Source organism: Acidiferrobacter thiooxydans (assembly GCF_003333315.1).
In the GTDB taxonomy this organism is placed as follows: domain Bacteria; phylum Pseudomonadota; class Gammaproteobacteria; order Acidiferrobacterales; family Acidiferrobacteraceae; genus Acidiferrobacter; species Acidiferrobacter thiooxydans.
Genome location: NZ_PSYR01000002.1, coordinates 1,050,373 through 1,070,532, shown reverse-complemented (window position 1 = coordinate 1,070,532; position 20,160 = coordinate 1,050,373). Strand labels below are relative to the sequence as shown.

Genomic DNA, 20,160 nt, shown 5'->3' with positions numbered 1-20,160 from the left:
TGTGGGCCGTGGACAACCCCCTTTGTGTGGGGGTATGGCCCATGCGACGGCGGATGGAACCTTCGGGTCTTTGCCTTTACCCAGCGTGATTCCGTCCTTCCAGTGTCCGGGACTGAGGAAGCATCCCGGAGTGGGTCGTAACGACCTATTGTCCACGTCTGCACAGAACATCCTGTGCCCCCTGGTCAACCCAACTTTTCGGTTGTCCCCTCCAAGCTCCGGCATTTATGCCGGGGTAGTTGACGACGATCTCGGATTGGAGTAGGGACTGGCCGGCGTCACTTGCCTTTTATCGACTGAACACGGACAGTGCGCGCCTATGATACATCGAACCGATCCCGCACGGCAGGCACCTTGGCAGGTGGAGCTGGCCGCGGCCATCCGCGACCCGGAGGCCCTAGTCCGGGTCCTGGGGCTGCCGGACACCCTGCTTGCGGCCGCACATCGTGCGCACGAGCATTTCCCGGTACGGGTCCCTCCCGCCTATCTGGCGCGTATCCGTCCCGGTGACCCCGAGGACCCCTTGCTGCGCCAGGTCCTGCCCCTCGATCTTGAGGAAGCCCCCCAGCCCGGGTTCTCGCGGGACCCGGTCGGCGATCTGGCCGCTCAGGTCGTACCCGGGGTCTTGCATAAGTACGAAGGCCGCGTGTTGCTGACCGCCACCGGGGCCTGTGCCATCCACTGCCGTTATTGCTTCCGACGCCACTTTCCTTATGCCAAGGCCCATGCCGCGCGCGACCATTGGGCGCAAGCCACCGCCCATCTCGCCACCGACCCCTCGATTCGCGAGGTGATCTTGAGCGGGGGCGACCCCCTGACCCTGCATGACGACAAGCTCGCCGGCCTGATGGGTGCGCTACACGCCCTGCCACACATCAAACGCTTGCGGCTGCATACCCGTGTGCCTGTCGTGATCCCAAGCCGCGTCGATGACGGGCTTCTCGGCTGGCTTGATGAGGCGCCACTTGCGGTGGCCATGGTGCTGCATATCAACCATCCGCGTGAGGTCGATGACGCCGTGGTGCGCGCGTGCGAGCGCTTGCGGGCGGCGCGTGTCACGCTTTTGAACCAAGCGGTGTTGCTTGCCGGGGTCAACGATGACGCCGAGGTGCTGGCGGCCCTGAGCGAGCGGGTGTTCGAGGCTGGCATCCTGCCTTATTATCTCCACATGCTTGATCGCGTGGAGGGGGCTGCGCATTTCGCGGTCGACGCCGCGCGCGCCCTCGGACTTCTGGAGATCCTGCGCGCGCGGCTTCCCGGTTATCTCGTGCCGCGGCTAGTGCGCGAGGAGACTGGTGCGCCGGCCAAGGTCCCGGTGGTCGCGGTTGGCGCAGGCCCCGGTTGCCGGTAAAGTACGCGATTACATAGAGAGGCGGGCAGCTAGGGTGGCGATTGCGGACTTGAATCTTTGGAACCCCGGGCTGGCCGGTCTGGGCGTGGGTCTGGCGCTCGCCACCGCGTTTTTTCTTGGCATGGTCCATGGGATAACGCCCGACGAGCACACCTGGCCGATCACGTTCAACTATGCCATCGGATCCTACTCGGTGCGCGGAGGCTTCAGGGCCGGTCTGCTGTTCTCGCTCGCCTTCACCTTGCAGCGCGCGATCGCCTCCGAACTCGCCTATTTTGCCATGAGCGATTTTCTCGCCGGGGCGCGCTGGAATTTCGCGGTTTATATCGTCGTCGGGGCAGTCATGGCGGCCTCAGGGCTTTTCATATTGCGCAAGGGCCGCGTCCCGCACCTCTTCCACAGCCATGCGCTCGACCACGAGGCTCGCGACGAGCCCGCAGCCTTGCCGCGCTATATGCCGCTCGTTCATGGTTTTCTGGCCGGGTGGGGGACGGGCGCCTTTGCGATCATCGTCTATACGGTCCTGGCGCCGGCCATGCACCATGCCTATCTCGCATTCCTGCCCGGTCTTCTCTTCGGTCTCGGGACCACCGTCACGCAGATGCTCCTTGGCTCCCTGTTCGGTGGCTGGATGGCTCGGCGCAAGCTTGATGGCCGCGCGCGGGTCTATGTGGCGCGCAAGATGGCCGGTCGCACCTTGAGCGGTGGCGGCGTGAGTTTCATGCTCGTGGGTGCCCTCGGGCTCGTGGATCCCGGTCTGGCCTCGTTGTCCTGGACAACCGGTCTGCGCGTGCATAATCTGGCGCACCTCGGCGTGGGACTGATGCTGGTCGTGATCCTGCTCGTGCCGATCGCCGGCTATGCCTTCTGGAAATCGGTGCGCGAGGCCCGCCAGCGGTTTCCCGCTTCCCCATAGGATTATGGCCGTTCATGGCCCGGGACGCGGCGTCATGCGCAGGTACGGCCGATCCCCTTGTAGCCTTTGGGGAATGCGGCGGCGAGCGCGGCCTTGTTCTTGATGGCAAGCGAGATCGCCACATCGTCGTGCTGCGCCAGTTGGCGGGCGTGGCGACGATGCGGTCATTGACATGCTTCCCGCCCTGATAGGCCATATCGCCGACAATGACGGCGGGGCTTGTCGCGCACCGGGTCAGAGATGCAGGCTCACAAAACCTCTCTGTATGGATGGATATAAGGGAAGGCCCTGTGCGAGGATAAGCGCAAAGCGCCGGAGCGCGATGGGTCTTAGGGAGGAGGCTATGGGTTGTGTCAGATTGACCGTCACGGGGACCGTGCAGGGCGTCGGCTTTCGGGCCTATGTGCGCGATGAGGCGCGTCATCTTGGCGTGACCGGCTGGGTGCGCAATCGCGCGAATGGGTCCGTCGAGGTTCTGGCGTGCGGTCCGGAGACGGCGCTTGCGGCGCTGACCGCGCGGATCGCCAAGGGTCCGGCGGGGGCGCAGGTCATGGGTGTGGGGCGCGAGGCGGCAGACGAAGGGCGCATACCCGAGAGCTTTTTGGTGCGTTACGACGAGATCTGAGGATGCGAGGCGCGCATCGGCGCGATGGCAGCGAGACCCTGCTGGCCCGCGAAGGGACACCTTGGCCCTGCCGGGGAGGCAGGTCACATTTGACCCAGTGCGCGACAAGCCCCGCCGTTCAGGGCGGGGAAGGATAGCGCGGACGCCGAAGGCGTCCTTTCGGTGATCTATACTATCCGCATGCAGCGCCTCCAAGCCTTCAAGTATGAACTGATACCGACCGGCGACCAGCAGCGTCAGATGCGCCGCTTCGCTGGCTCGTGCCGTGTCGTGTTCATAGTCCGGCTCATGCAGCCGATTCGCCACAGTAGGGTAGCTTACGGTGTATCCGGCTTGTGTGAGTGCCGCTCCAGGTTCCTCGTGCTCAGCGCAACGGCGACAGCGGATCGCCGCGCGCTGTCGGATCGATCAGTGTCCCGCGCGTCTCCGCCAACTGCGGTTCACGTGTCCTCAGGTGTTTGCGGTCCCGCCGTGGTCCGAACCCGTTCGGATGGCGCCTGCTTCCAGGTCCTCAGGCCGCCGAGATCGTTTGACGGCTTATACTGTGCACGTGCCACGGCCGGCATGCCCCCTTGTCCATATGCGACCCATATCCGCCTGCCCCCAGCGTGAGCGGCAGCATGACCGTAAGTCTCTCGCGCAGCGCCTACTTTCGCAGATCCATGCCAGGGAATGTAACCCGGTTCAGTTTACGGTCTCGGTTATCCTTTCACACACTAAGACCAGTGCGAGCGGAAGGAGCGTGGCGAGCCCGCTATTGATGGAACCAGCGTGCGTGGAAGACGCGATAGACACGGTCGGGGTAGTAGGGCAGTCCGTTGCTGCCGTTATAGGCGGCGAGTGCCGTGAATAGATCGCCGCGGTGACGGTTCAAGTAATGTCGGAGGATATGGCACCCCATGCGCAGGTTGGTGCGTATCCGAAAGAGGTTGGCGGTCGGTTCTCCCAGCCGCTTCGTCCAGAACGGCATCACCTGCATGAGACCAAGCGCGCCCCGGGGGGAGATCGCGTAGGGGTTGAAGGCGCTCTCCACCTCGATCACGGCGAGCACCACGCGCGGGCGCAGGCCCTCGCGCAGCGCTGCGTACCGGACGTCTTCGAGCAGGCGTAGCCGAAAGCGCCGCCCCGGGACCAGGACCGAGAGGCGTTGTGACATGTCGGCGAGCCACACCTCGGCTGCGAAGCGGTTCGGGAATGCGTCACGGTGGATGGGGATGTGCCCCCAGGGCGTCGCGGTGGGGGCAGCGGCGCTTGACGCCTGGGCCAGTGCCCACAGCGCGAGGCCTAGGGTCCTAAGACGCCAGGCGCTTGGCAAGCCGGGCACGGACATCGGCGAGCGGCCAGTTCTCGGGCTCGGCATCGCCACGCCCCTTGTATTCGATGGTACCGGCCTTAAGACCGCGATCACCGATCACGAGCCGGTGCGGCAGGCCGATCAGGTCCATGTCCCCGAACAGCACGCCCGGGCGTTCGTCGCGATCATCGAGTAGGACATCGATGCCCGCACTCAGCAGATCGTCGTAGAGGCGCTGGGCGGCCTGTGCCACTTGCGGGGAATTATGGAAGCCGATGGGCACGATGGCGACTGCAAAGGGTGCGATCGGGGTCGGCCAGACGATGCCCCGTTCGTCGTGGTTTTGTTCGATGGCCGCCGCCACCACGCGCGACACGCCGATGCCGTAGCAGCCCATGATGAACGGCTGGGACCGGCCGGTTTCGTCCAAAAAGCCCGCGGCCATGCGGCTGCTGTATTTCGTGCCCAGCTGAAAGATATGCCCGACCTCGATGCCGCGACCGCGCTCTAGGGCCGTTGCGCATTGCGGGCAGGGGTCGCCGGCCACCACTTCACGCAGATCGAACGCCGCGGGCTCCGGAAAGTCGCGCCCCCAATTGGCGCCCTTGAAGTGATGGTCCTCGCGATTGGCGCCGCATACGAAGTCGGCAAGCGCCAGGGCCTCGGGGTCGGCGTAACCCGGGATCGCGAGTCCCTTGGGTCCGGCGGCCCCCGGCACACCGCCCGCGATGCGCACCTCGGCGGGTGTGGCGAAGGTCAAAGGGCTCAGGGCGTTGGGGACCTTGGCGGCCTTGACCGGATTGATCTCGCGGTCGCCGCGCACATACAGCGCAATCGGGCCGTGTATGCCCTTGATGAACACCGTCTTTAGGATGCGCGCCGTGCTGACCGACAAGGTCTGCGCTACTTCGTCCACGCTGTGGGCCGTGCCGGTAGACACCTCGGCGAGGGTCTCTGCGGCCGTCGCCCGGGCCTGCGCTGCGCCGCTTTGCGCGAGCTCGACATTAGCGGCGTAGTCACACGCCGGGCAGGTGATGATCGCGTCCTCGCCGGTGTCGGCCAAGACATGGAATTCGTGGGAGGCATCGCCGCCTATGCTCCCGGTGTCGGCACGTACCGCACGAAAACGCAGACCAAGGCGCGTGAATATGCGCTGATAGGTCGCGTACATGATCTCGTAGGTGGCCTTGAGTGAGGCCTGATCGGCATGGAAGGAATAGGCGTCTTTCATCAAAAACTCGCGTGCGCGCATGACCCCGAACCGTGGGCGTACCTCGTCGCGGAATTTAGTCTGGATCTGATAGAAGTTCATGGGCAGCTGGCGGTAGCTGCGGATCTCGCGGCGTGCGAGATCGGTGATCACCTCTTCATGAGTAGGGCCGAAGCAGAATGCCCGGTCGTGACGATCGGTGAGCCGCAAGAGTTCCGGTCCGTAATATTGCCAGCGTTCGGATTCCTGCCAGAGTTCGGCGGGCTGGACGGCCGGCATCAAGACCTCCTGGGCGCCCGACCGGTTCATTTCCTCGCGGACGATGGCCTCAACCTTGCGCAGCACACGCAGCCCCATGGGTAGCCAGGTATAGAGTCCCGAGGCGAGCTTGCGGATCATGCCGGCGCGCAGCATGAGGCGATGGCTTACGATCTCGGCGTCCGCCGGGTTTTCTTTCAAGGTGGCCAGCAATAGCGCCTGGGTACGCATGGTTTGGGAAGGGTCCTCGGTGATTGAAGCCGGTCATCTGGCGCTGCAGGCGGGCTTGCCGCTTACCGTGCCACCTATGGTAATGATATACGAATACCACAGAAGCGGGATTGACATCCTCCCCGGCCTGACAGGCCATACGGCCTGCAATGAGGCCGGGGATTCCTACGGCGCCAAGGCGCGGCATTGAGCTGCCCCTAAGTCGCTTCGGCGGGTTCCTGCTGCTGGCGGCATGACTGCACCGCTCACTTCACAGGCGATTCGGGCTGTGGTGTCCCACCCGGCGGAAGCGTCCGCCGTGTCCTGCCCTTCGTCCCGCAGCATGTGCATCCCGCGGGAAAGGATGTTGATCGCGCCGACGAGATCGGCGTTGTCCGCGAAACCGCACTCCACGCAGGCAAATCGGGCTTGCGTCTTGCGATTGTCGGCGCTGATGTGGCCACAGCACGGGCACGTCCGGCTGGTGTAGTGCGGCGGCACGGCGACGAGCCAGCCGCCGTTCCACGCCAGCTTGTAGTCCAGTGGGCGGCGGAACTCGAACCCGCCCGGGTCGAGGATGGACTTGTTCAGGCCGGACTTGGCCCGGACGGTTCTTCCCGGTTTCTCGGTTGTGCCGGCCGCTGATTGGGACATATTCCGCACCGGCAGGTCCTCGAGACATACGATCGCGTGGTTTTGGCTGACATGGCCGGCCGCATGGCCGGTCGCAGTCGTGGTCTTGTGCAGGAAGTCGCGGCGGGTAGCACCGATCCGGGTATGGATGCGCTGGACGCGGGCCCTCGCCTTCTTCCCGTTGTGGCTGAACTTCTGTTTGCGGCTCATGGACTGCTGGGCCTTGCGAAACCGGTCCTGGTGCCGCTTGAAACCGTTGAGCGGGGCCACGAACGTGCCGTCCGAGAGCGTGGCGAAGCGCATGATCCCCCTGTCGATGCCGACCATGCTGGAGGCAGGGGGGACGGGTTCGGCCACATGGCGCTCGGTCTGGATGCTGATGAACCACTTGCCACCGCTCAGGGACACGGTGACATTCTTCACCGTGCCCAGCACCTCCCGGCTGTTGCGATAATGCAACCACCCGAGTTTGGGCAAGAACACCCGATCGTTGGCCTGATCGAGCTTGATCTGCTTCGGATCGGGATCGCGAAAGCGGTCGCGTTGGCCCTTCTTCTTGAAACACGGGAAGTCGGCGTGTTTGGCGAAGAAGTTGGCGTAGGCCCGCTCCAAGTCCTTGAGCGTCTGCTGCAGCGGGTGAACGGGCGCGTCCGCAAGCCAGGCCGCCGTGCGGCCGGATGGCAGCGGGGCGCCATTGCGCCATGCGGTGAGTTCCTTGCACAGTCCGGCGTAGCCAAGCCTCTTCTCGCCACGCTCGTAGCGTTTCTTCTGTAAAGCCAGCGCCTCATTGAACACGACACGGCACGAGCCGGCGAAGCGGCGCATCTGACGCTGCTCATCGCCAGTCGGTATCAGTTCATACTTGAAGGCTTGGAGGCGCTGCATAGATCAAATTATACTCTTGGTCTATGAGCAATGACAACGATATTCGACACGGACGGCACTGCGTCTTCAAGATGCATGTACATTTGGTCTTTGTGGCGAAATACCGTCGCAAGGTATTCGACGGCGACGCCATCGAGCGGCTGCGCATCATCTTCGCCAAAACCTGCGCCGACTTCGAGGCGCAATTGATCGAGATGGACGGCGAGGACGATCATGTGCATCTACTGGTCGAATACCCGCCCAAGGTCGCCGTCTCAAACCTCGTGAACAGCCTCAAGGGCGTGTCCAGTCGATTACTGCGCAAAGAGCGCCCCGACGTTCACAAGCGCTACTGGAATGGCGTTCTCTGGTCGCCGTCCTACTTTGCGTCCTCTTGCGGGGGCGCCCCGATCTCTATCGTGCGGCAGTACATTGAGCAGCAACAGACACCACACTGAAAGCCCAGGACGGCTACGCCGCCCGCGCTATCCTTCCCCGCCCTGAACGGGCGGGGCTTGTCGCGCACTGGGTCATGGGCGCCGTTTACCTAAAAGGCCTTATGGCGCGGCGCCTTTGCGGGGTTCCAGGGGCGATGGCGGCCATAGGTGCGCGGCGCCGCGCACGCCGGAGGCGGCGCCGTGTTGGGCGGGGACAATGGGCGTGGTCAGATCATCCGTGAACGCCGCTTGCGCGAGGAGTGTGGGCACCTCGGTGTAGAGGGCCGGGATCGCGCTCAAGCCGCCGCCGAGCACGATCACGTCCGGGTCCAGGATATTGACCACGACCCCCAGCGCGCGCCCGAGGCGCGCGCAATAGAGATCGAGGGCGGCCTGCGCGCGGGCATCGCACGCGGCGCGCGATGCGATCTCCTGGGCCGTGGCCCCATCCTGCCCGCCCAGGGCCCGATAGCTGGCGGCAAGCCCCGGACCGGAGAGCAGGGTCTCTACGCATCCCCGGCGCCCGCAGTAGCAGGCCGGGCCGTCGGTCTCCAGGACGTTGTGTCCCCACTCGCCGGCGATGTGCTGGCGTCCCGGCCACAAGGCCCCGTCGAGGACGAGGCCCCCGCCGACCCCGGTGCCGAGGATGACCGCGAATACGCAGCGCCGGCCCTGGCCGGCCCCGTCGCGTGCCTCGCTCAAGGCCAGGCAGTTGGCGTCATTCTCAAGGCGCACCGGGCGATCGAGGCGGCGCGCGAGGTCCTCGCGCAGTGGTCGGCCGTTGAGGCAGATGGTATTGGAGTTCTTCAGCACCCCGGTCTTGTGCGAGATCGCGCCCGGACTACCGACGCCCACGGTGCACGGACCTTCGGTTACGCCCTCGAGATCCCGGACAAGCGCCGCGATCGCCTCCAGGATCGCGTCATAGCCCCGCACGGCCGGAGTCGCTATGCGCCGACGGGCAAGCTCGCGGCCCGAGGCGTCCATCGCGATTCCTTCAATCTTGGTGCCGCCGAGGTCGATGCCTATGCGCACAGGGCATCGAGCCAGCGGGCGTAGAGGATGTCCGCGGTTTTGTGCAGGGACGCGACCTTGGCGGCGGCATCCGCGCGCATGACCTCGGCGGTTTGAACCGAGGGCGAGGCCACGAGACGTCGCCCGGCGGTGCTGCCCGCCCAGGCGTCGATCATGGTGGTGGTCATCTCGATGTGGCACTGCAGGGCGAGGGTGCGACCGATGACAAAGCCTTGATGTCGGCAGAAGGGGCCGGTCAGGATCGGGGCGGCATCCTGTGGGATCGTGAAGGTCTCGCCGTGCCAGTGGAAGACCTCGAAGCGCTCGGGCAGACCGGCGAGCCATTGCCGGCCGGCCTCGCCCGGCACGCGCTCGACCAGACCCCAGCCGATCTCCATCACCGGGTTGGGTCCGACCACTCCACCTAGGGCCTTGCTGATGAGTTGGCCCCCCAGGCAATGGCCCAGCACCGGCTGGCCAGCAGCCTGCGCCTCGCGGATGAGCGTCAGGGCCTTGGGGATCCATGGTAGGGGGTCATTTACGCTCATGGGGCCGCCCATGAAGATGAGCCCCGAGTAATCGCGGGCCGTCTGCGGCATGGCATCACCCTGATCGACGCGGATCAGGGTATGGGGCAGGCCATGCCTTTTCAGGACATCGGCTAGGTAGCCCGGGCCCTCGCCGGGGGCATGTCGAAAAATGGCAAGAGGTTTCATCTGATGGAGAGGCCTTGATTCGTTGACTATCGTCCCGATTCCAGGCCCCACCCGAGCACGGCCGTGCGCGACGGGGTCGGATCGCCCGTGCGTCAGTATAGCGGTATTAAAGGCGAGCGCCCTAGTCGGCGGCGACCATGGGGGATGTTTCTCCGCCCAGCCGGTGCCCCTTGATCAAAAGCACGAGTGGCAACATGGCGACAAAGCTCATCGTGATAAACACGAACGCGGCATCGAAGGCCACCATCTGCGACTGTCGGGTCAGGGTCCCGGCCAGCACGCGGGCGCCGAGCGCGGATTGCGGCAGCAGGTGCAGGGGCGCGAGATAGGTAGTGGCGGCTGCCCCAAAGGTGCTGATGTGCGCCCCTATCGCGTTCCATGCAATCTGGCCATGGCGGATGAACATGGTCGTGACCAGCGAGATGCCGATGGATGAGCCGACCGTGCGCATAAGGCTAAAGAGCCCCGCGGCCTCCGATGCCGACTCGCGCGGGAGCGTCGAGAATGCGACTGTCGAGAGCGGCACATAGATCATACCCAGGCCCAGACCTTGGATCAGTATCGGCCAAATGACCTGCCATTCACCGATATAGAGGTCGTAGCGTCCCATGGCCCAGGTCCCAAGGCCGCTCAAGACGATGCCGATGGTGATCAGGATACGCGGACTCATGCGGGTGATGAGCCGGCCTACGATCAACATACTGAATGCGCTCACGATGCCCCGCGGCGCCATGGCGAGACCGGTGGTAAGCGTCGGGTAGTGAAGGAGTTCTTCGAGAAATAGCGGCTGCATGACCATGGACCCGTACATGCCGAGACCGAAGATCGCGAGCAGGAGGCTTGCCACCGTAAAGTTGCGGTCGGCGAGGATGCGCAGATCGAAGAGGCGCGCTCCGCGCCGCCCGATACTATGCACCGCGAAGGCCACCAGACCGGCGATCGCCACCACCACCGCCAGCTGAATGCGCCGCGATCCGAGCCAGCCATATTCGTTGCCGCGATCCAAAAGGAATTGCAGGGCACTGATGCATAGGGCCAGATAGGCCAGCCCCGCCCAGTCCATGGCACGCTCGTGGCGCGCGGTGTCGGGGACCGATGTGAGCGCCAGGACATAGGAGAGGATGCCGACCGGAAGGTTTATGAAAAAGGTCCAGCGCCAGCTCAAGACCTCAGTCAGATAGCCGCCCAGGGTGGGTCCGAGAATGGGGCCTATCATGACCCCGATGCCCCATATGGCCATCGCCCGTCCACGTTCCTCGATCGGGTAGACGCTTACCAGGATGGCCTGCGAAAGCGGGACCAGGGAGGCCCCGAAGGCCCCCTGCAACAGACGAAACACGACGATCTGATCAAGCGAGCCGGCCAATCCGCACAAGGCGGAGAACAGTACGAACCCGAAGATGCTGATGAGCAGGTAACGTCGGCGGCCGAGCCGGTCCATGAAAAACCCCGTGAGCGGCATGAACACCGCGGACGCCACGAGGTAGCTCGTCAGCACCCAGGTGATCTGATCGGGAGTGGCCTCGAGTTGCCCTTCCATGTGCGGTAGGGCGACGTTCACGATCGTGGTGTCGAGCACCTGCATCACGGTCGTTGCCATGACCGCAATCGTGATCAGCAGGCGCTGTCTGGGGCTCACGGCCCGATTTCAGGAGGGGGAGGATTCTCGATACATACCAGGATGCTGCACGCTGACAGATCGAGGAGTGTTACACCCACGGACCCTCGCCACCATCGCGCGAATGCCGACTGTGTGCGGTGGCCGAGTACGATAAGATCCACCTGCAGGGTCTTTGCGGCGCGCGCGATCTCGTCTATGGGCTCGCCCAGCGCCACATGTCCCCGCGCCTTTACGCCACGCTCAGTAAGCCGGGTGACGCCCTCGTTCAAGATCTCTTCGGTCTGGCGCGTCTGTTCCGCAAACGGTGCATCACTCGACAGCGATTCGCCCACGATCGCTGTGGCGCTGGTACGGACGACGGCAAGGAGGTGGACGAAGGCGCCGCAGGCACTTGCCAGTTCCGCCCCCTGATGGAGCGCGGTGCGCCCCTCACGGGTGCCGTCGTAACAGAGGAGCATGGTGCGAAAGACCATGGGCGTCTCCGTCAATGTTTGCGGGCCTTGCGGAAAAAGACCGTGGCGGTCGCGCTCGTCCCGATCCTGAGTGGCCAGCGGGGGTTCGGGTTTAGAATCAATATCCGCACCGGAACGCGCTGCGTGACCTTGACCCAGTTCCCGGTGGCGTTTTCCGGTGGAAGGAGCGAGAAGGCCGTACCGCTCCCGCCGCTGATGCCTACTACTCTACCGCGGAAGCGTTGATTTGGGTACATGTCGATATGGATGTGGGCACGGTCGCCTACGACCACGCGGCTAAGGGAGGTCTCCTTGAAGTTGGCCGTTACCCAATACTCGCGGCTCGCGATCAGGGCGAACAGCGGCGTGCCCGCCTGTATGTAGGCGCCGGGTCGCAGGCGCATGTTGCTGAGGTAACCATTGGTCGGTGCACGCACCAGACAGTGAGAGAGATTGAGTCGCGCGCGCGCGAGCGCGGCCTTGGCGGCGGCCAGGGCGGCGCGGTCGGCCTTGACCGTGGCCTGTGCCGTCTCCGAGGCTTGTGATGACAAAAAGTGGTGCACGGCCATGCGTTGCGTGCGACCGCTAATGGCCTCGGCATTGGCGAGCAGGGCCTGGCGTTGCGCGACCGAGGCGCGCGCCGCGAGCACGGCGATTTGATAGGGATGCGGGTCGATCTCAAACAGGCGCTGATGGGCGCGAACCGGCCGGTTATTGTGGACAAACACCCGTGCCACCGGTCCGGAGACCTGTGCGGCTATCGACACGACATGGGCGCCCACATAGGCATCATCCGTGCTCACGTAATCCTGAAGGCTGCGCCAATACACATAAGCGCCATAGAGGAGGAGGATGGCGACGAAGGCGAGCAGGGCCTTTTGACGGAGCAGGGCGCGGACTATCTGCGACAGTCGAGACATGAGGGGTTGGGCCTGTTTGAAGTCTTAAAGAGATAAAAGCCGGTCACGGATTTTATTGAGGGCAGCGGTAGTAATGGTCACTTCCTCGGCACTCAGCTGCGTAAGAAGTTCGTGGCTCAGGTCTTCGGCCATTTCGCTTATGGGCCGCATCAAGGCACGCCCCCCCTCGCAGAGATGAACGGTCTTGCTGCGCCGGTCATGCGGCGATTCCCGTCGCATGACTAGGCCATCGGCGGTCAGGCGGTCCAGTAAGCCCACGACCGTCGGCGCCTCGACCCCAAGGCGTGCCGCAAGCTCGGCCTGTGTGCAGTTGTCGCTACAGGCAATATGGACCAGCATGCGCCATTTGGCCTGGCTTAAGCCAAGCGGTCGCAGCCGTCGATCCAGCTCGGTCCGCCACAGCCGCGCCGTTTCATGGAGTATTCCTGCAAACGACTCTTGAGGAAGCCCCATCGCTCGCCCTTTCTCACCCTAATTATTAGGAGGCTAACAGATGCCGCCCCCACCGCGCAAGGGTTGCGTGGGTCAGGTAGCCGTTTTGTCTTTTTTGATAAGGGCGTAGGCCGAGTGGTTGTGAATCGATTCGAAGTTCTCGGATTCCACGGTGTAGGCGTCGACGCGTGGGTCGGCATTCAGGGCGCTTGCGACCTCGCGGACCATGTCCTCCACGAATCGCGGATTATCGTAGGCGCGCTCGGTGACGAATTTCTCGTCGGGACGCTTCAAGAGCCCGTAGAGTTCGCAGCTCGCCTTTTTTTCGACGAGATCGATCAGGTCCTCGACCCACACGAACTGATTGGTTCTGACCGCCAGGGTCACATGCGACCGCTGGTTGTGCGCACCACGCTCGGAGATTTCCTTGGAGCATGGGCAGAGGCTCGTGACCGGAACGACCACGCTGATGGTGGTGACGCTGTGGCCATCGCGAATCGCGCCACGAAAGCTTACCTCGTAATCCATGAGGCTGCGCACACCCGAGACCGGCGCGGTCTTGGTGACGAAATATGGGAAGGTCATCTCGATATGCCCGGCGTCGGCCTCGAGGCGCCGGGCCATCTCCACCAGCATATCCTGGAAGGACTCGACCGATATCTCGGTCTCGTAACGGTTCAGGATCTCGACAAAGCGCGACATGTGCGTGCCCTTGAAGTTATGGGGCAGTTCGACGTACATGTTGAAGAGCGCGATGGTATGTTGTTCGCCTTGACTGCGGTCTTTGACCCGCACCGGATGGCGGATGTCCTTGATGCCAACCTTGTCTATGGCGATCTGACGCGAGTCGACGCTGCTTTGCACATCGGCGATGCAGTCGGCTCGCGCACCGGACGGTGCAGCGATCATAGCGGGACCTTAATCTTGAGTAATCTAGTCAACAATATAATATTCTAGGCCGATTCTGACGCCCGCGCAAGCTCTGGCATGGCGCCTCGGACCTGCCGGACTATACCCGATACGTCCAGCCCGCAATCAGCCAGCATCTGTGCCGGGGATCCGTGCTCGATGTAGCTATCGGGCAGGCCGAGATTCAGGACTCGTACCGGCAGCTGCAGTTGCCCCACGAGTTCACCCACCCCGCTGCCTGCGCCTCCGGCCACGACATTCTCCTCGATGGTGACGAAGAATTCATGGGAGCGTGCCAGGCGGATGAGGAGCGCCTCGTCCAGCGGTTTCACGAAGCGCATATTGACGACGGTTGCATTCAGTGTCTCGCCGGCGCCAAGGGCCGCACTGAGGAGCGAGCCGAAGGCGAGCAGGGCAACGCGCGTCCCGTGGCGGCGGACCTCGGCCTTGCCGATCGGTAATGCCGTCATGGCCCGCTCGACAGCCACGCCGGGCCCGCTGCCGCGTGGATAACGGACCGCGGTCGGCCCGTCGTGCTGGTAGGCGGTATAGAGCATCTGCCGGCATTCATTCTCATCGCTCGCGGCCATGATGACGAAGTGCGGCAGGCAGCGCATGAAGCTCAAATCAAAGCTTCCGGCATGGGTCGGCCCGTCGGCACCCACGAGCCCGCCCCGGTCTATGGCTAGCATGACGGGGAGGTTTTGCAGGCTGATATCATGGATGACCTGATCGTAACCGCGCTGCAGGAAGGTCGAATAGATGGCGACCACGGGCTTTAGACCCTCGCAGGCAAGTCCCGCAGCGAATGTCAGGGCGTGTTGTTCGGCTATGCCGACGTCGAAGTATCGGTCCGGGAAGCGTTCCGAAAACTCCACGAGCCCCGATCCCTCGCGCATCGCCGGTGTGATGCCAATAAGCCGCGAGTCCGCCGCCGCCATGTCGCACAGCCATTCGCCGAAGATCTGGGTATAGGTCTTACCCGAGGCCTTGGTCTCCATTTTGCCGGTTTGTGGATCGAAAGGCGTCACCCCATGGTAGACGCAGGGGTCGCCCTCGGCGGGCGTATAGCCCTTGCCCTTACGGGTCACGACGTGGAGAAAGCGCGGCCCTTTCAGGCTGCGCATGTTCCTGAGCGTTGGGATGAGGCTTGCAAGATCGTGTCCGTCGATCGGACCGATATAGTTGAAGCCGAGTTCCTCGAACAGCGTCCCGGGCATGATGATGCCCTTCATGTGCTCCTCGATGCGCTTGGCGAACTGAAACACCGGACGCACGGTGCTAAGGACCGTCTTGCTGCCGCTGCGCACGCTCGTATACGCGCGTCCCGACAGGATACGGGCCAGATAGCTCGACAATGCTCCGACGTTCGGCGATATGGACATGTCGTTGTCGTTCAAGATCACGAGCAGATCGGCATCCATGCTGCCGGCATTGTTCAGGGCCTCGAAGGCCATACCGGCAGTGAGTGCGCCATCCCCGATGACCGCCACCACCTGGCGTGCCTCGCGTGCCTGTTTGGCGGCCACCGCCATCCCCAGTGCCGCGCTGATCGAGGTGCTGGAATGGCCGACGCCAAAGGTGTCATAGGGGCTCTCCGAGCGCTTCGGAAAGCCCGACAAGCCGTTGGCCTTGCGTAGAGTCGCCATGCGTTCGCGCCGGCCAGTGAGGATCTTGTGTGGGTAGGTCTGGTGACCGACATCCCATACGATACGGTCCTCGGGCGTGTCGAACACATAATGCAGGGCGATCGTAAGCTCGACCGTACCCAATCCGGCGGCAAGATGACCCCCGGTGCGACTCACGCTGGTGATGAGGTATTCGCGCAATTCCTGGGCCAGCTGGGGAAGTACGCCTTCGGGCAGCCGCCGAAGGTCCGCGGGGGAATCGATGGTGCGCAAAAGCGCGTGCCCGGTCTTTGTCATTCTAGTGATCCCGCTCGACGGCATAGTGGGCAATGGTCGCAAGGAGCCGACCATTATCTCCTAAAAACCGCAGACTGGCGAGGCTATTCTCGTAGAGGTCGCGCGCGCGGCGGCGCGCCTCCTTTATGCCCAGTACCGACGCAAAGGTCGCCTTGCCGGCTGCGGCATCGGCGCCTATGGTCTTGCCGACCACGAGCGCCACCCCTTCGACATCAAGCAGGTCGTCTGCGATCTGGAAGGCGAGCCCCAGGGCTCGGCCGTAGTCATCCAGGGCGGGCGGAATCTCAGGGGTCGCGGCCAGCGCCCCAAGCCGCACGGCGGCATGCATCAAGGCGCCGGTCTTGCGACTATGCCGCTCTTCGAGGACCTCTATGGTTGCGACCGGCCCGGCCTTGAGATCGAGGGCCTGTCCGCCCGCCATGCCCAGCGATCCCGAGGCGCGCGCGAGTTCTTCCACCATGCGAATCCGGGCCTGTGGCGACAAGGTCTCGGCGGCCGCCAGGACCGCGAACGCCTGTGTCTGCAGGGCGTCTCCGGCGAGCAGGGCAGTGGCCTCGCCGAAGGCCTTGTGACAGCTCGGCCGCCCACGACGCATGTCATCGTCGTCCATGCATGGGAGATCGTCGTGCACGAGCGAGTAGGCGTGGATCAGTTCCACGGCGGCGGCGGGCGGGTCGAGCGCCTCGGGCGCCGCCCCGAGGGCCTCGCCGGTGGCGTACACAAGGCAGGCGCGCAGTCTTTTGCCGCCCCCGAGGGTGGCGTACCGCATGGCCTCATGGAGGTCCATGGGCACCGTCTCCATGGACGGCAGTGTGCGTGCCAGCACGTCCTCCACGCGGGCACGATAGCCCTTCAGTTGGTCTTCGGACACCACGTCAACTATCCTGTTCGCCCGCCTTGAAGGGCTCCACGCGGTAGCTTCCGTTTTCCGACACGAGGCGTTCCACGCGTTGTTCGGCGTTTTTCAGGCCGGCCTCACATAGCCGCGAGAGTTCCATCCCCCGCTGAAAGGTGGACAGGGCCTCCTCCAGAGATTGCTGGCCGTTTTCCATTTGCTGCACGATTTGCTCAAGCTCGGCCAACGTGGCCTCGAAGTTGGGAAGTGGTGTGTTTTCCGTCACAGGTCATCCTCATCTGTGGTTTGTCACCCTACTGCAACGACCCGGAACCGTCAATTGCGTGACGTGGCCAAGTCAGACTCGACCAGGGTCGATCGTTCGTTATAATGCCCCAATGACGAACGAACACACCCCGGACAAGTGGCAAGTACGGCGCCTGTTGCGCGCCCTCCCGTGGACCACCGTCGTGTGGATCATTCTGGCGGTCGGACTGTTGTCTGGCATAGACTTCGCAGCGCACTATTACAAGTTGCCACCCGAGGAAGTGAGCATCCTGCGCATCCTGGTGGTGGCGCTCGCCGGCCTGCGAGTCATCCATAATATCGAAGGGGCGCTGGCCCGACATCGGTCGCATCGCCTCGAGCAGATGGTGCGCAGCGGACAGGCCTATCAGCTGGCCTGGCAGGATTCGGTCACTGGCATCTATCTCATTCGCCTGCTCCTCTATGCGGGGCTTGCGCTAATCGTCATCGTCGTCGTCGGCGGGACGTTCAGTGGGGTCCTGGTCGGGGGTACGATGCTTTCGGTCGTGCTCGGCGTTGCCGGCCAATCCTTTTTCGGGAACTTCTTCGGTGGTCTTGCGGTGGCGCTCTTCAAGCCCTTTGATGTCGGCGACCACGTGCAGATCGTTGCCTGGCAATTCCCGATGATGCCCGAGACCTATCCCCACCAGCTGCGCGCGCAAGGTTACCGCGGCGTGGTACGCGACATCAATCTCTTCTATTCCGAGTTGCGCCTGGACGATGGACAGCTTTTTCGCGTGCCCAATGGTGTGGTCATCACCGGTGGCTTGATACGATCTCTTCCGAATGACTGGGCGCGCATCGTGTTCCGGTTCGATGTGGCGGTACCTGCCCATGTCGGCGATACGATGGGCAAGCTCGAGGAGGCGGCGCGGCGTCAGTTCCGGCCACGGCCCGAGGAGCCGGTGCCGCCGCCTGATTCCCCGGAGGCTGATGGGAAACACGGGGCGGCGCCCCCGTTTGGTTGGGACCCGCCCGTAGTTTTGATCGCCGATATCTCGCTTACGGCGGTGAGCTTTGAGGTGCGCGCCTCCGTCCCGCAGCGCCTGCGCGATCACGCCAAAGCGGATTTTTTCGCGGATATCCTGCCCATCGTGTATCCTGCAAAACCGACCTGATAGCAGGCTCGCCCGTGGCTTGGTATGCGAGTCGGTAAGCGAAACCTGGAAACCTCCCAAGGAGTATTGTCATCATGAATCTGGATCGAGTGGGCCCTGGCGACAAGGCCCCGGCGGCTATCAATGTCATCATTGAGATCCCGGCACACGGGCCGCCGGTGAAGTATGAGATGGATAAGGATACGGGCGCCATGTTCGTGGACCGGTTCATGAATACCGCCATGTATTACCCATGCAATTATGGCTATGTACCGCATACCCTTTCCGAGGACGGCGATCCTGTCGACGTCCTGGTGTTGACCCCCGTACCGCTCATCAGTGGCTCGGTCATCAACTGCCGGCCCGTGGCCATGCTCAGGATGACCGACGAGAAGGGACCCGATATGAAGATCCTCGCGGTCCCTACCGATAAGCTCTGTGTGTCCTATCGCCATTACCACGCACTGGCTGACATACCGGCCTATCTGCTCGATCAGATCAGCCATTTCTTCGCTCACTATAAGGATCTCGAGGCCGGCAAGTGGGTGCAGATCGAGGGTTGGGTGGACGGGGACCCGGTGCATGCCGAGATCACAAGTGGTATCGAGCGCTATCAGGCCTCGCGCCACAAGCCGCGTTTCTAACCTGGCCGCGCGTGCCTCAAGGATTCCCTGGGCGGTCCTTATGCCCCGACGCAAGGTCGCACTCCTCGCCATATTGAGGGCATGGCGGTTCTCGGGTTCCGCCAAAAGGTTATAGGCCCCGGCTTGGACGACGTACGTCATGGCCCACAGGAAGCCTATGGGCCATGGATCGTGCCGCTGGCGGCAGACGATACGATCCCGGAGGCCGCGCGCCGCGCCGTTGCCGGTCGGCACTGCGCGTGCTCACCGGAAGGACGCAATGTTGCTGCCATGAACCATACGGATTTTCGTCCGAAATTGGCGCCCGCCACGGGGTCCCGCTCGACCTTCAGTTCGATTCCCGTTTGCGCAATCGAACTCATATCCCTCGGCCTCTCAGCGCAGGTCGTACCAGACCCCACGACCGCTGCCGTGCTGACTCAGGGTGCGGTGGCCGACCAGTGCCCGGAAATGCTGCTTCAACGTGTTGCGGCGGGCCCCGGTCAGTTTGATGGCCTCGCCCATGGTGACGCGGCCGTGCTCGCGGGCGAACTCGACGATCTGTAGCTGCAGTTCCGGCATGGCCGCCAGCACGATCTTCTCGCGCTCGACCTTCTTCTCCAGTCGCCGCACCTGCTCAGCCAGCGAGCGCAGGAAGAACATCAACCACGGTTGCCAGTTCGGTGCCTCGGTGTGGATGGTGCGGATGGTGCCTTGGCTCTGGCGCAGCGCCAAGTAGTAGGCCTCCTTGCTGTGCTCGACCACGCTTTCCAGTGAGCTGTAGGGCACATAGGCGTAGCCGGCCTGCAGGAGCAGCAGCGTGGTCAGCGCGCGCGACAGCCGCCCGTTGCCGTCCTGGAAGGGATGGATCTCCAGAAACACGACGACGCACAGGGCGATGATCAGCAGCGGGTGCAGGCGGGCCGTCTCACGCTCTTGGTTCACCCAAGCCACCAGCTCCGCCATCAGGCGGGGCGTATCGAAGGACGACGCGGTTTGAAACGCGATGCCGATCTGCGTGCCGGTTTCGTCGAAGGCGGCGACGCTGTTCGAGCTGGTCTTGTAGTTGCCACGATGCCAGGCGTCCTTTTCGCTATGGTGCAACAGGATCTGGTGCAACTGCTTTATGTGGTTCTCGGTGAACGGGATGTCCGGTCAGGACGAAAACACCAGGTCCATCAGTTCGGCATAGCCGGCCACCTCCTGTTCGTCACGGGTGGCGAAGGATTTGATCTCCAGGTTCGACAGCAGCCGTTCCACCTCCCGGTCGGACAGCTTGCTACCCTCGATGCGGGTGGAGGAGCCGATGCTCTCGATGGTAGCCACGCGGCGCAGCGCCGACAGCCGGTCGGGCGCGAGCGTGCCCAAGGCGCGCCAAGCGCCTTTGAACTCGTCGATCCTGGCGATGAGGCGCAGAATCTCCGGGGTGATCTGGAGGGTGTCGGTTCGTAGCATGAACCCACACTACACCCATTTACACCCAATCAGGTCCAGGTTGGCGCATGGCGCTAC

Annotated in this window: 20 protein-coding genes and 1 pseudogene; 7 read left to right on the top strand and 14 right to left on the bottom strand. The window is 63.6% G+C overall.

Annotation, left to right across the window (positions count from 1 at the left end; all coding sequences use genetic code 11):
• Window positions 1-319: 319 nt before the first annotated feature.
• The 4 genes from epmB (at window position 320) to C4900_RS17390 (ending at window position 3,504) form a co-directional block, all read left to right on the top strand.
• Entirely contained in the window at window positions 320-1,351 is a 1,032-nt protein-coding gene (epmB, locus tag C4900_RS12180) for an EF-P beta-lysylation protein EpmB (protein WP_065968864.1), read from the top strand.
• Between the two features lie 34 nt (window positions 1,352-1,385).
• Window positions 1,386-2,267, top strand: coding sequence for a hypothetical protein (locus C4900_RS12175; protein WP_211306939.1), 882 nt, complete (start codon window positions 1,386-1,388; stop codon window positions 2,265-2,267).
• Between the two features lie 343 nt (window positions 2,268-2,610).
• Complete coding sequence (locus tag C4900_RS12170; protein ID WP_211306938.1) at window positions 2,611-2,892, top strand: acylphosphatase; 282 nt, start codon at window positions 2,611-2,613, stop codon at window positions 2,890-2,892.
• A 180-nt stretch (window positions 2,893-3,072) separates the two neighbouring features.
• Window positions 3,073-3,504: a helix-turn-helix domain-containing protein gene (locus C4900_RS17390; RefSeq protein WP_228579975.1), complete on the top strand. Its 432-nt coding sequence runs from the start codon at window positions 3,073-3,075 to the stop codon at window positions 3,502-3,504.
• Window positions 3,505-3,646: 142 nt separating this feature from the next.
• Here C4900_RS17390 and C4900_RS12160 read toward each other — a convergent pair whose 3' ends face one another.
• The 3 genes from C4900_RS12160 to C4900_RS12145 form a co-directional block, all read right to left on the bottom strand.
• A complete protein-coding gene (locus C4900_RS12160; protein WP_211306936.1) occupies window positions 3,647-4,216 on the bottom strand; it encodes a transglycosylase SLT domain-containing protein in 570 nt (189 codons plus the stop codon).
• Complete coding sequence (locus C4900_RS12155; RefSeq protein ID WP_065968867.1) at window positions 4,185-5,885, bottom strand: proline--tRNA ligase; 1,701 nt, start codon at window positions 5,883-5,885, stop codon at window positions 4,185-4,187. The genes C4900_RS12160 and C4900_RS12155 overlap by 32 nt, the downstream gene beginning before the upstream one ends.
• Before the next feature lie 165 nt (window positions 5,886-6,050).
• Window positions 6,051-7,382 carry an RNA-guided endonuclease InsQ/TnpB family protein gene (locus C4900_RS12145; RefSeq protein WP_114283166.1) on the bottom strand — a complete coding sequence of 444 codons (1,332 nt, stop codon included), beginning with the start codon at window positions 7,380-7,382 and terminating at the stop codon, window positions 6,051-6,053.
• Between the two features lie 23 nt (window positions 7,383-7,405).
• On the opposite strand from C4900_RS12145, the gene tnpA reads away from it, so the two are divergent.
• Window positions 7,406-7,819 carry an IS200/IS605 family transposase gene (gene tnpA, locus C4900_RS12140; RefSeq protein ID WP_114283165.1) on the top strand — a complete coding sequence of 138 codons (414 nt, stop codon included), beginning with the start codon at window positions 7,406-7,408 and terminating at the stop codon, window positions 7,817-7,819.
• A gap of 99 nt (window positions 7,820-7,918) precedes the next feature.
• Here tnpA and C4900_RS12135 read toward each other — a convergent pair whose 3' ends face one another.
• From C4900_RS12135 to C4900_RS12090, 10 genes are all read right to left on the bottom strand, one after another.
• Window positions 7,919-8,833 carry an ROK family protein gene (locus C4900_RS12135; protein ID WP_211306935.1) on the bottom strand — a complete coding sequence of 305 codons (915 nt, stop codon included), beginning with the start codon at window positions 8,831-8,833 and terminating at the stop codon, window positions 7,919-7,921.
• Window positions 8,824-9,528, bottom strand: a complete 705-nt coding sequence (locus tag C4900_RS16375; RefSeq protein ID WP_065972205.1) for a type 1 glutamine amidotransferase — start codon at window positions 9,526-9,528, stop codon at window positions 8,824-8,826. Before C4900_RS16375 ends, C4900_RS12135 begins: the two co-directional genes overlap by 10 nt.
• 121 nt (window positions 9,529-9,649) lie before the next feature.
• The gene (locus tag C4900_RS12125) at window positions 9,650-11,167 is read right to left on the bottom strand and encodes a DHA2 family efflux MFS transporter permease subunit (protein ID WP_065972206.1); all 1,518 of its coding nucleotides are present in this window, start codon (window positions 11,165-11,167) and stop codon (window positions 9,650-9,652) included.
• Entirely contained in the window at window positions 11,164-11,622 is a 459-nt protein-coding gene (locus tag C4900_RS12120) for a universal stress protein (protein ID WP_065972207.1), read from the bottom strand. The genes C4900_RS12125 and C4900_RS12120 overlap by 4 nt, the downstream gene beginning before the upstream one ends.
• 11 nt (window positions 11,623-11,633) lie before the next feature.
• On the bottom strand, window positions 11,634-12,521 hold the full coding sequence (locus C4900_RS12115) for an HlyD family secretion protein (protein WP_065972208.1): 888 nt from the start codon (window positions 12,519-12,521) through the stop codon (window positions 11,634-11,636).
• Between the two features lie 24 nt (window positions 12,522-12,545).
• Window positions 12,546-12,974: a MarR family winged helix-turn-helix transcriptional regulator gene (locus C4900_RS12110; RefSeq protein ID WP_065972209.1), complete on the bottom strand. Its 429-nt coding sequence runs from the start codon at window positions 12,972-12,974 to the stop codon at window positions 12,546-12,548.
• A 72-nt stretch (window positions 12,975-13,046) separates the two neighbouring features.
• On the bottom strand, window positions 13,047-13,862 hold the full coding sequence (gene folE2, locus C4900_RS12105; protein ID WP_065972210.1) for a GTP cyclohydrolase FolE2: 816 nt from the start codon (window positions 13,860-13,862) through the stop codon (window positions 13,047-13,049).
• Between the two features lie 44 nt (window positions 13,863-13,906).
• Window positions 13,907-15,787, bottom strand: a complete 1,881-nt coding sequence (dxs, locus tag C4900_RS12100) for a 1-deoxy-D-xylulose-5-phosphate synthase (protein WP_114283164.1) — start codon at window positions 15,785-15,787, stop codon at window positions 13,907-13,909.
• A gap of 1 nt (window position 15,788) precedes the next feature.
• The gene (locus C4900_RS12095) at window positions 15,789-16,661 is read right to left on the bottom strand and encodes a polyprenyl synthetase family protein (RefSeq protein WP_211306934.1); all 873 of its coding nucleotides are present in this window, start codon (window positions 16,659-16,661) and stop codon (window positions 15,789-15,791) included.
• Window position 16,662: 1 nt separating this feature from the next.
• On the bottom strand, window positions 16,663-16,908 hold the full coding sequence (locus C4900_RS12090) for an exodeoxyribonuclease VII small subunit (protein WP_065972212.1): 246 nt from the start codon (window positions 16,906-16,908) through the stop codon (window positions 16,663-16,665).
• Window positions 16,909-17,020: 112 nt separating this feature from the next.
• Between C4900_RS12090 and C4900_RS12085 the strand changes: the two genes are divergently transcribed.
• Entirely contained in the window at window positions 17,021-18,046 is a 1,026-nt protein-coding gene (locus C4900_RS12085; RefSeq protein ID WP_065972213.1) for a mechanosensitive ion channel domain-containing protein, read from the top strand.
• A gap of 74 nt (window positions 18,047-18,120) precedes the next feature.
• A complete protein-coding gene (ppa, locus tag C4900_RS12080) occupies window positions 18,121-18,669 on the top strand; it encodes an inorganic diphosphatase (RefSeq protein ID WP_065972214.1) in 549 nt (182 codons plus the stop codon).
• Between the two features lie 375 nt (window positions 18,670-19,044).
• On the opposite strand, the pseudogene C4900_RS12075 reads toward ppa, so the two are convergent.
• Window positions 19,045-20,103 (bottom strand): annotated as a pseudogene (locus tag C4900_RS12075) (Fic family protein).
• Window positions 20,104-20,160: the final 57 nt, after the last annotated feature.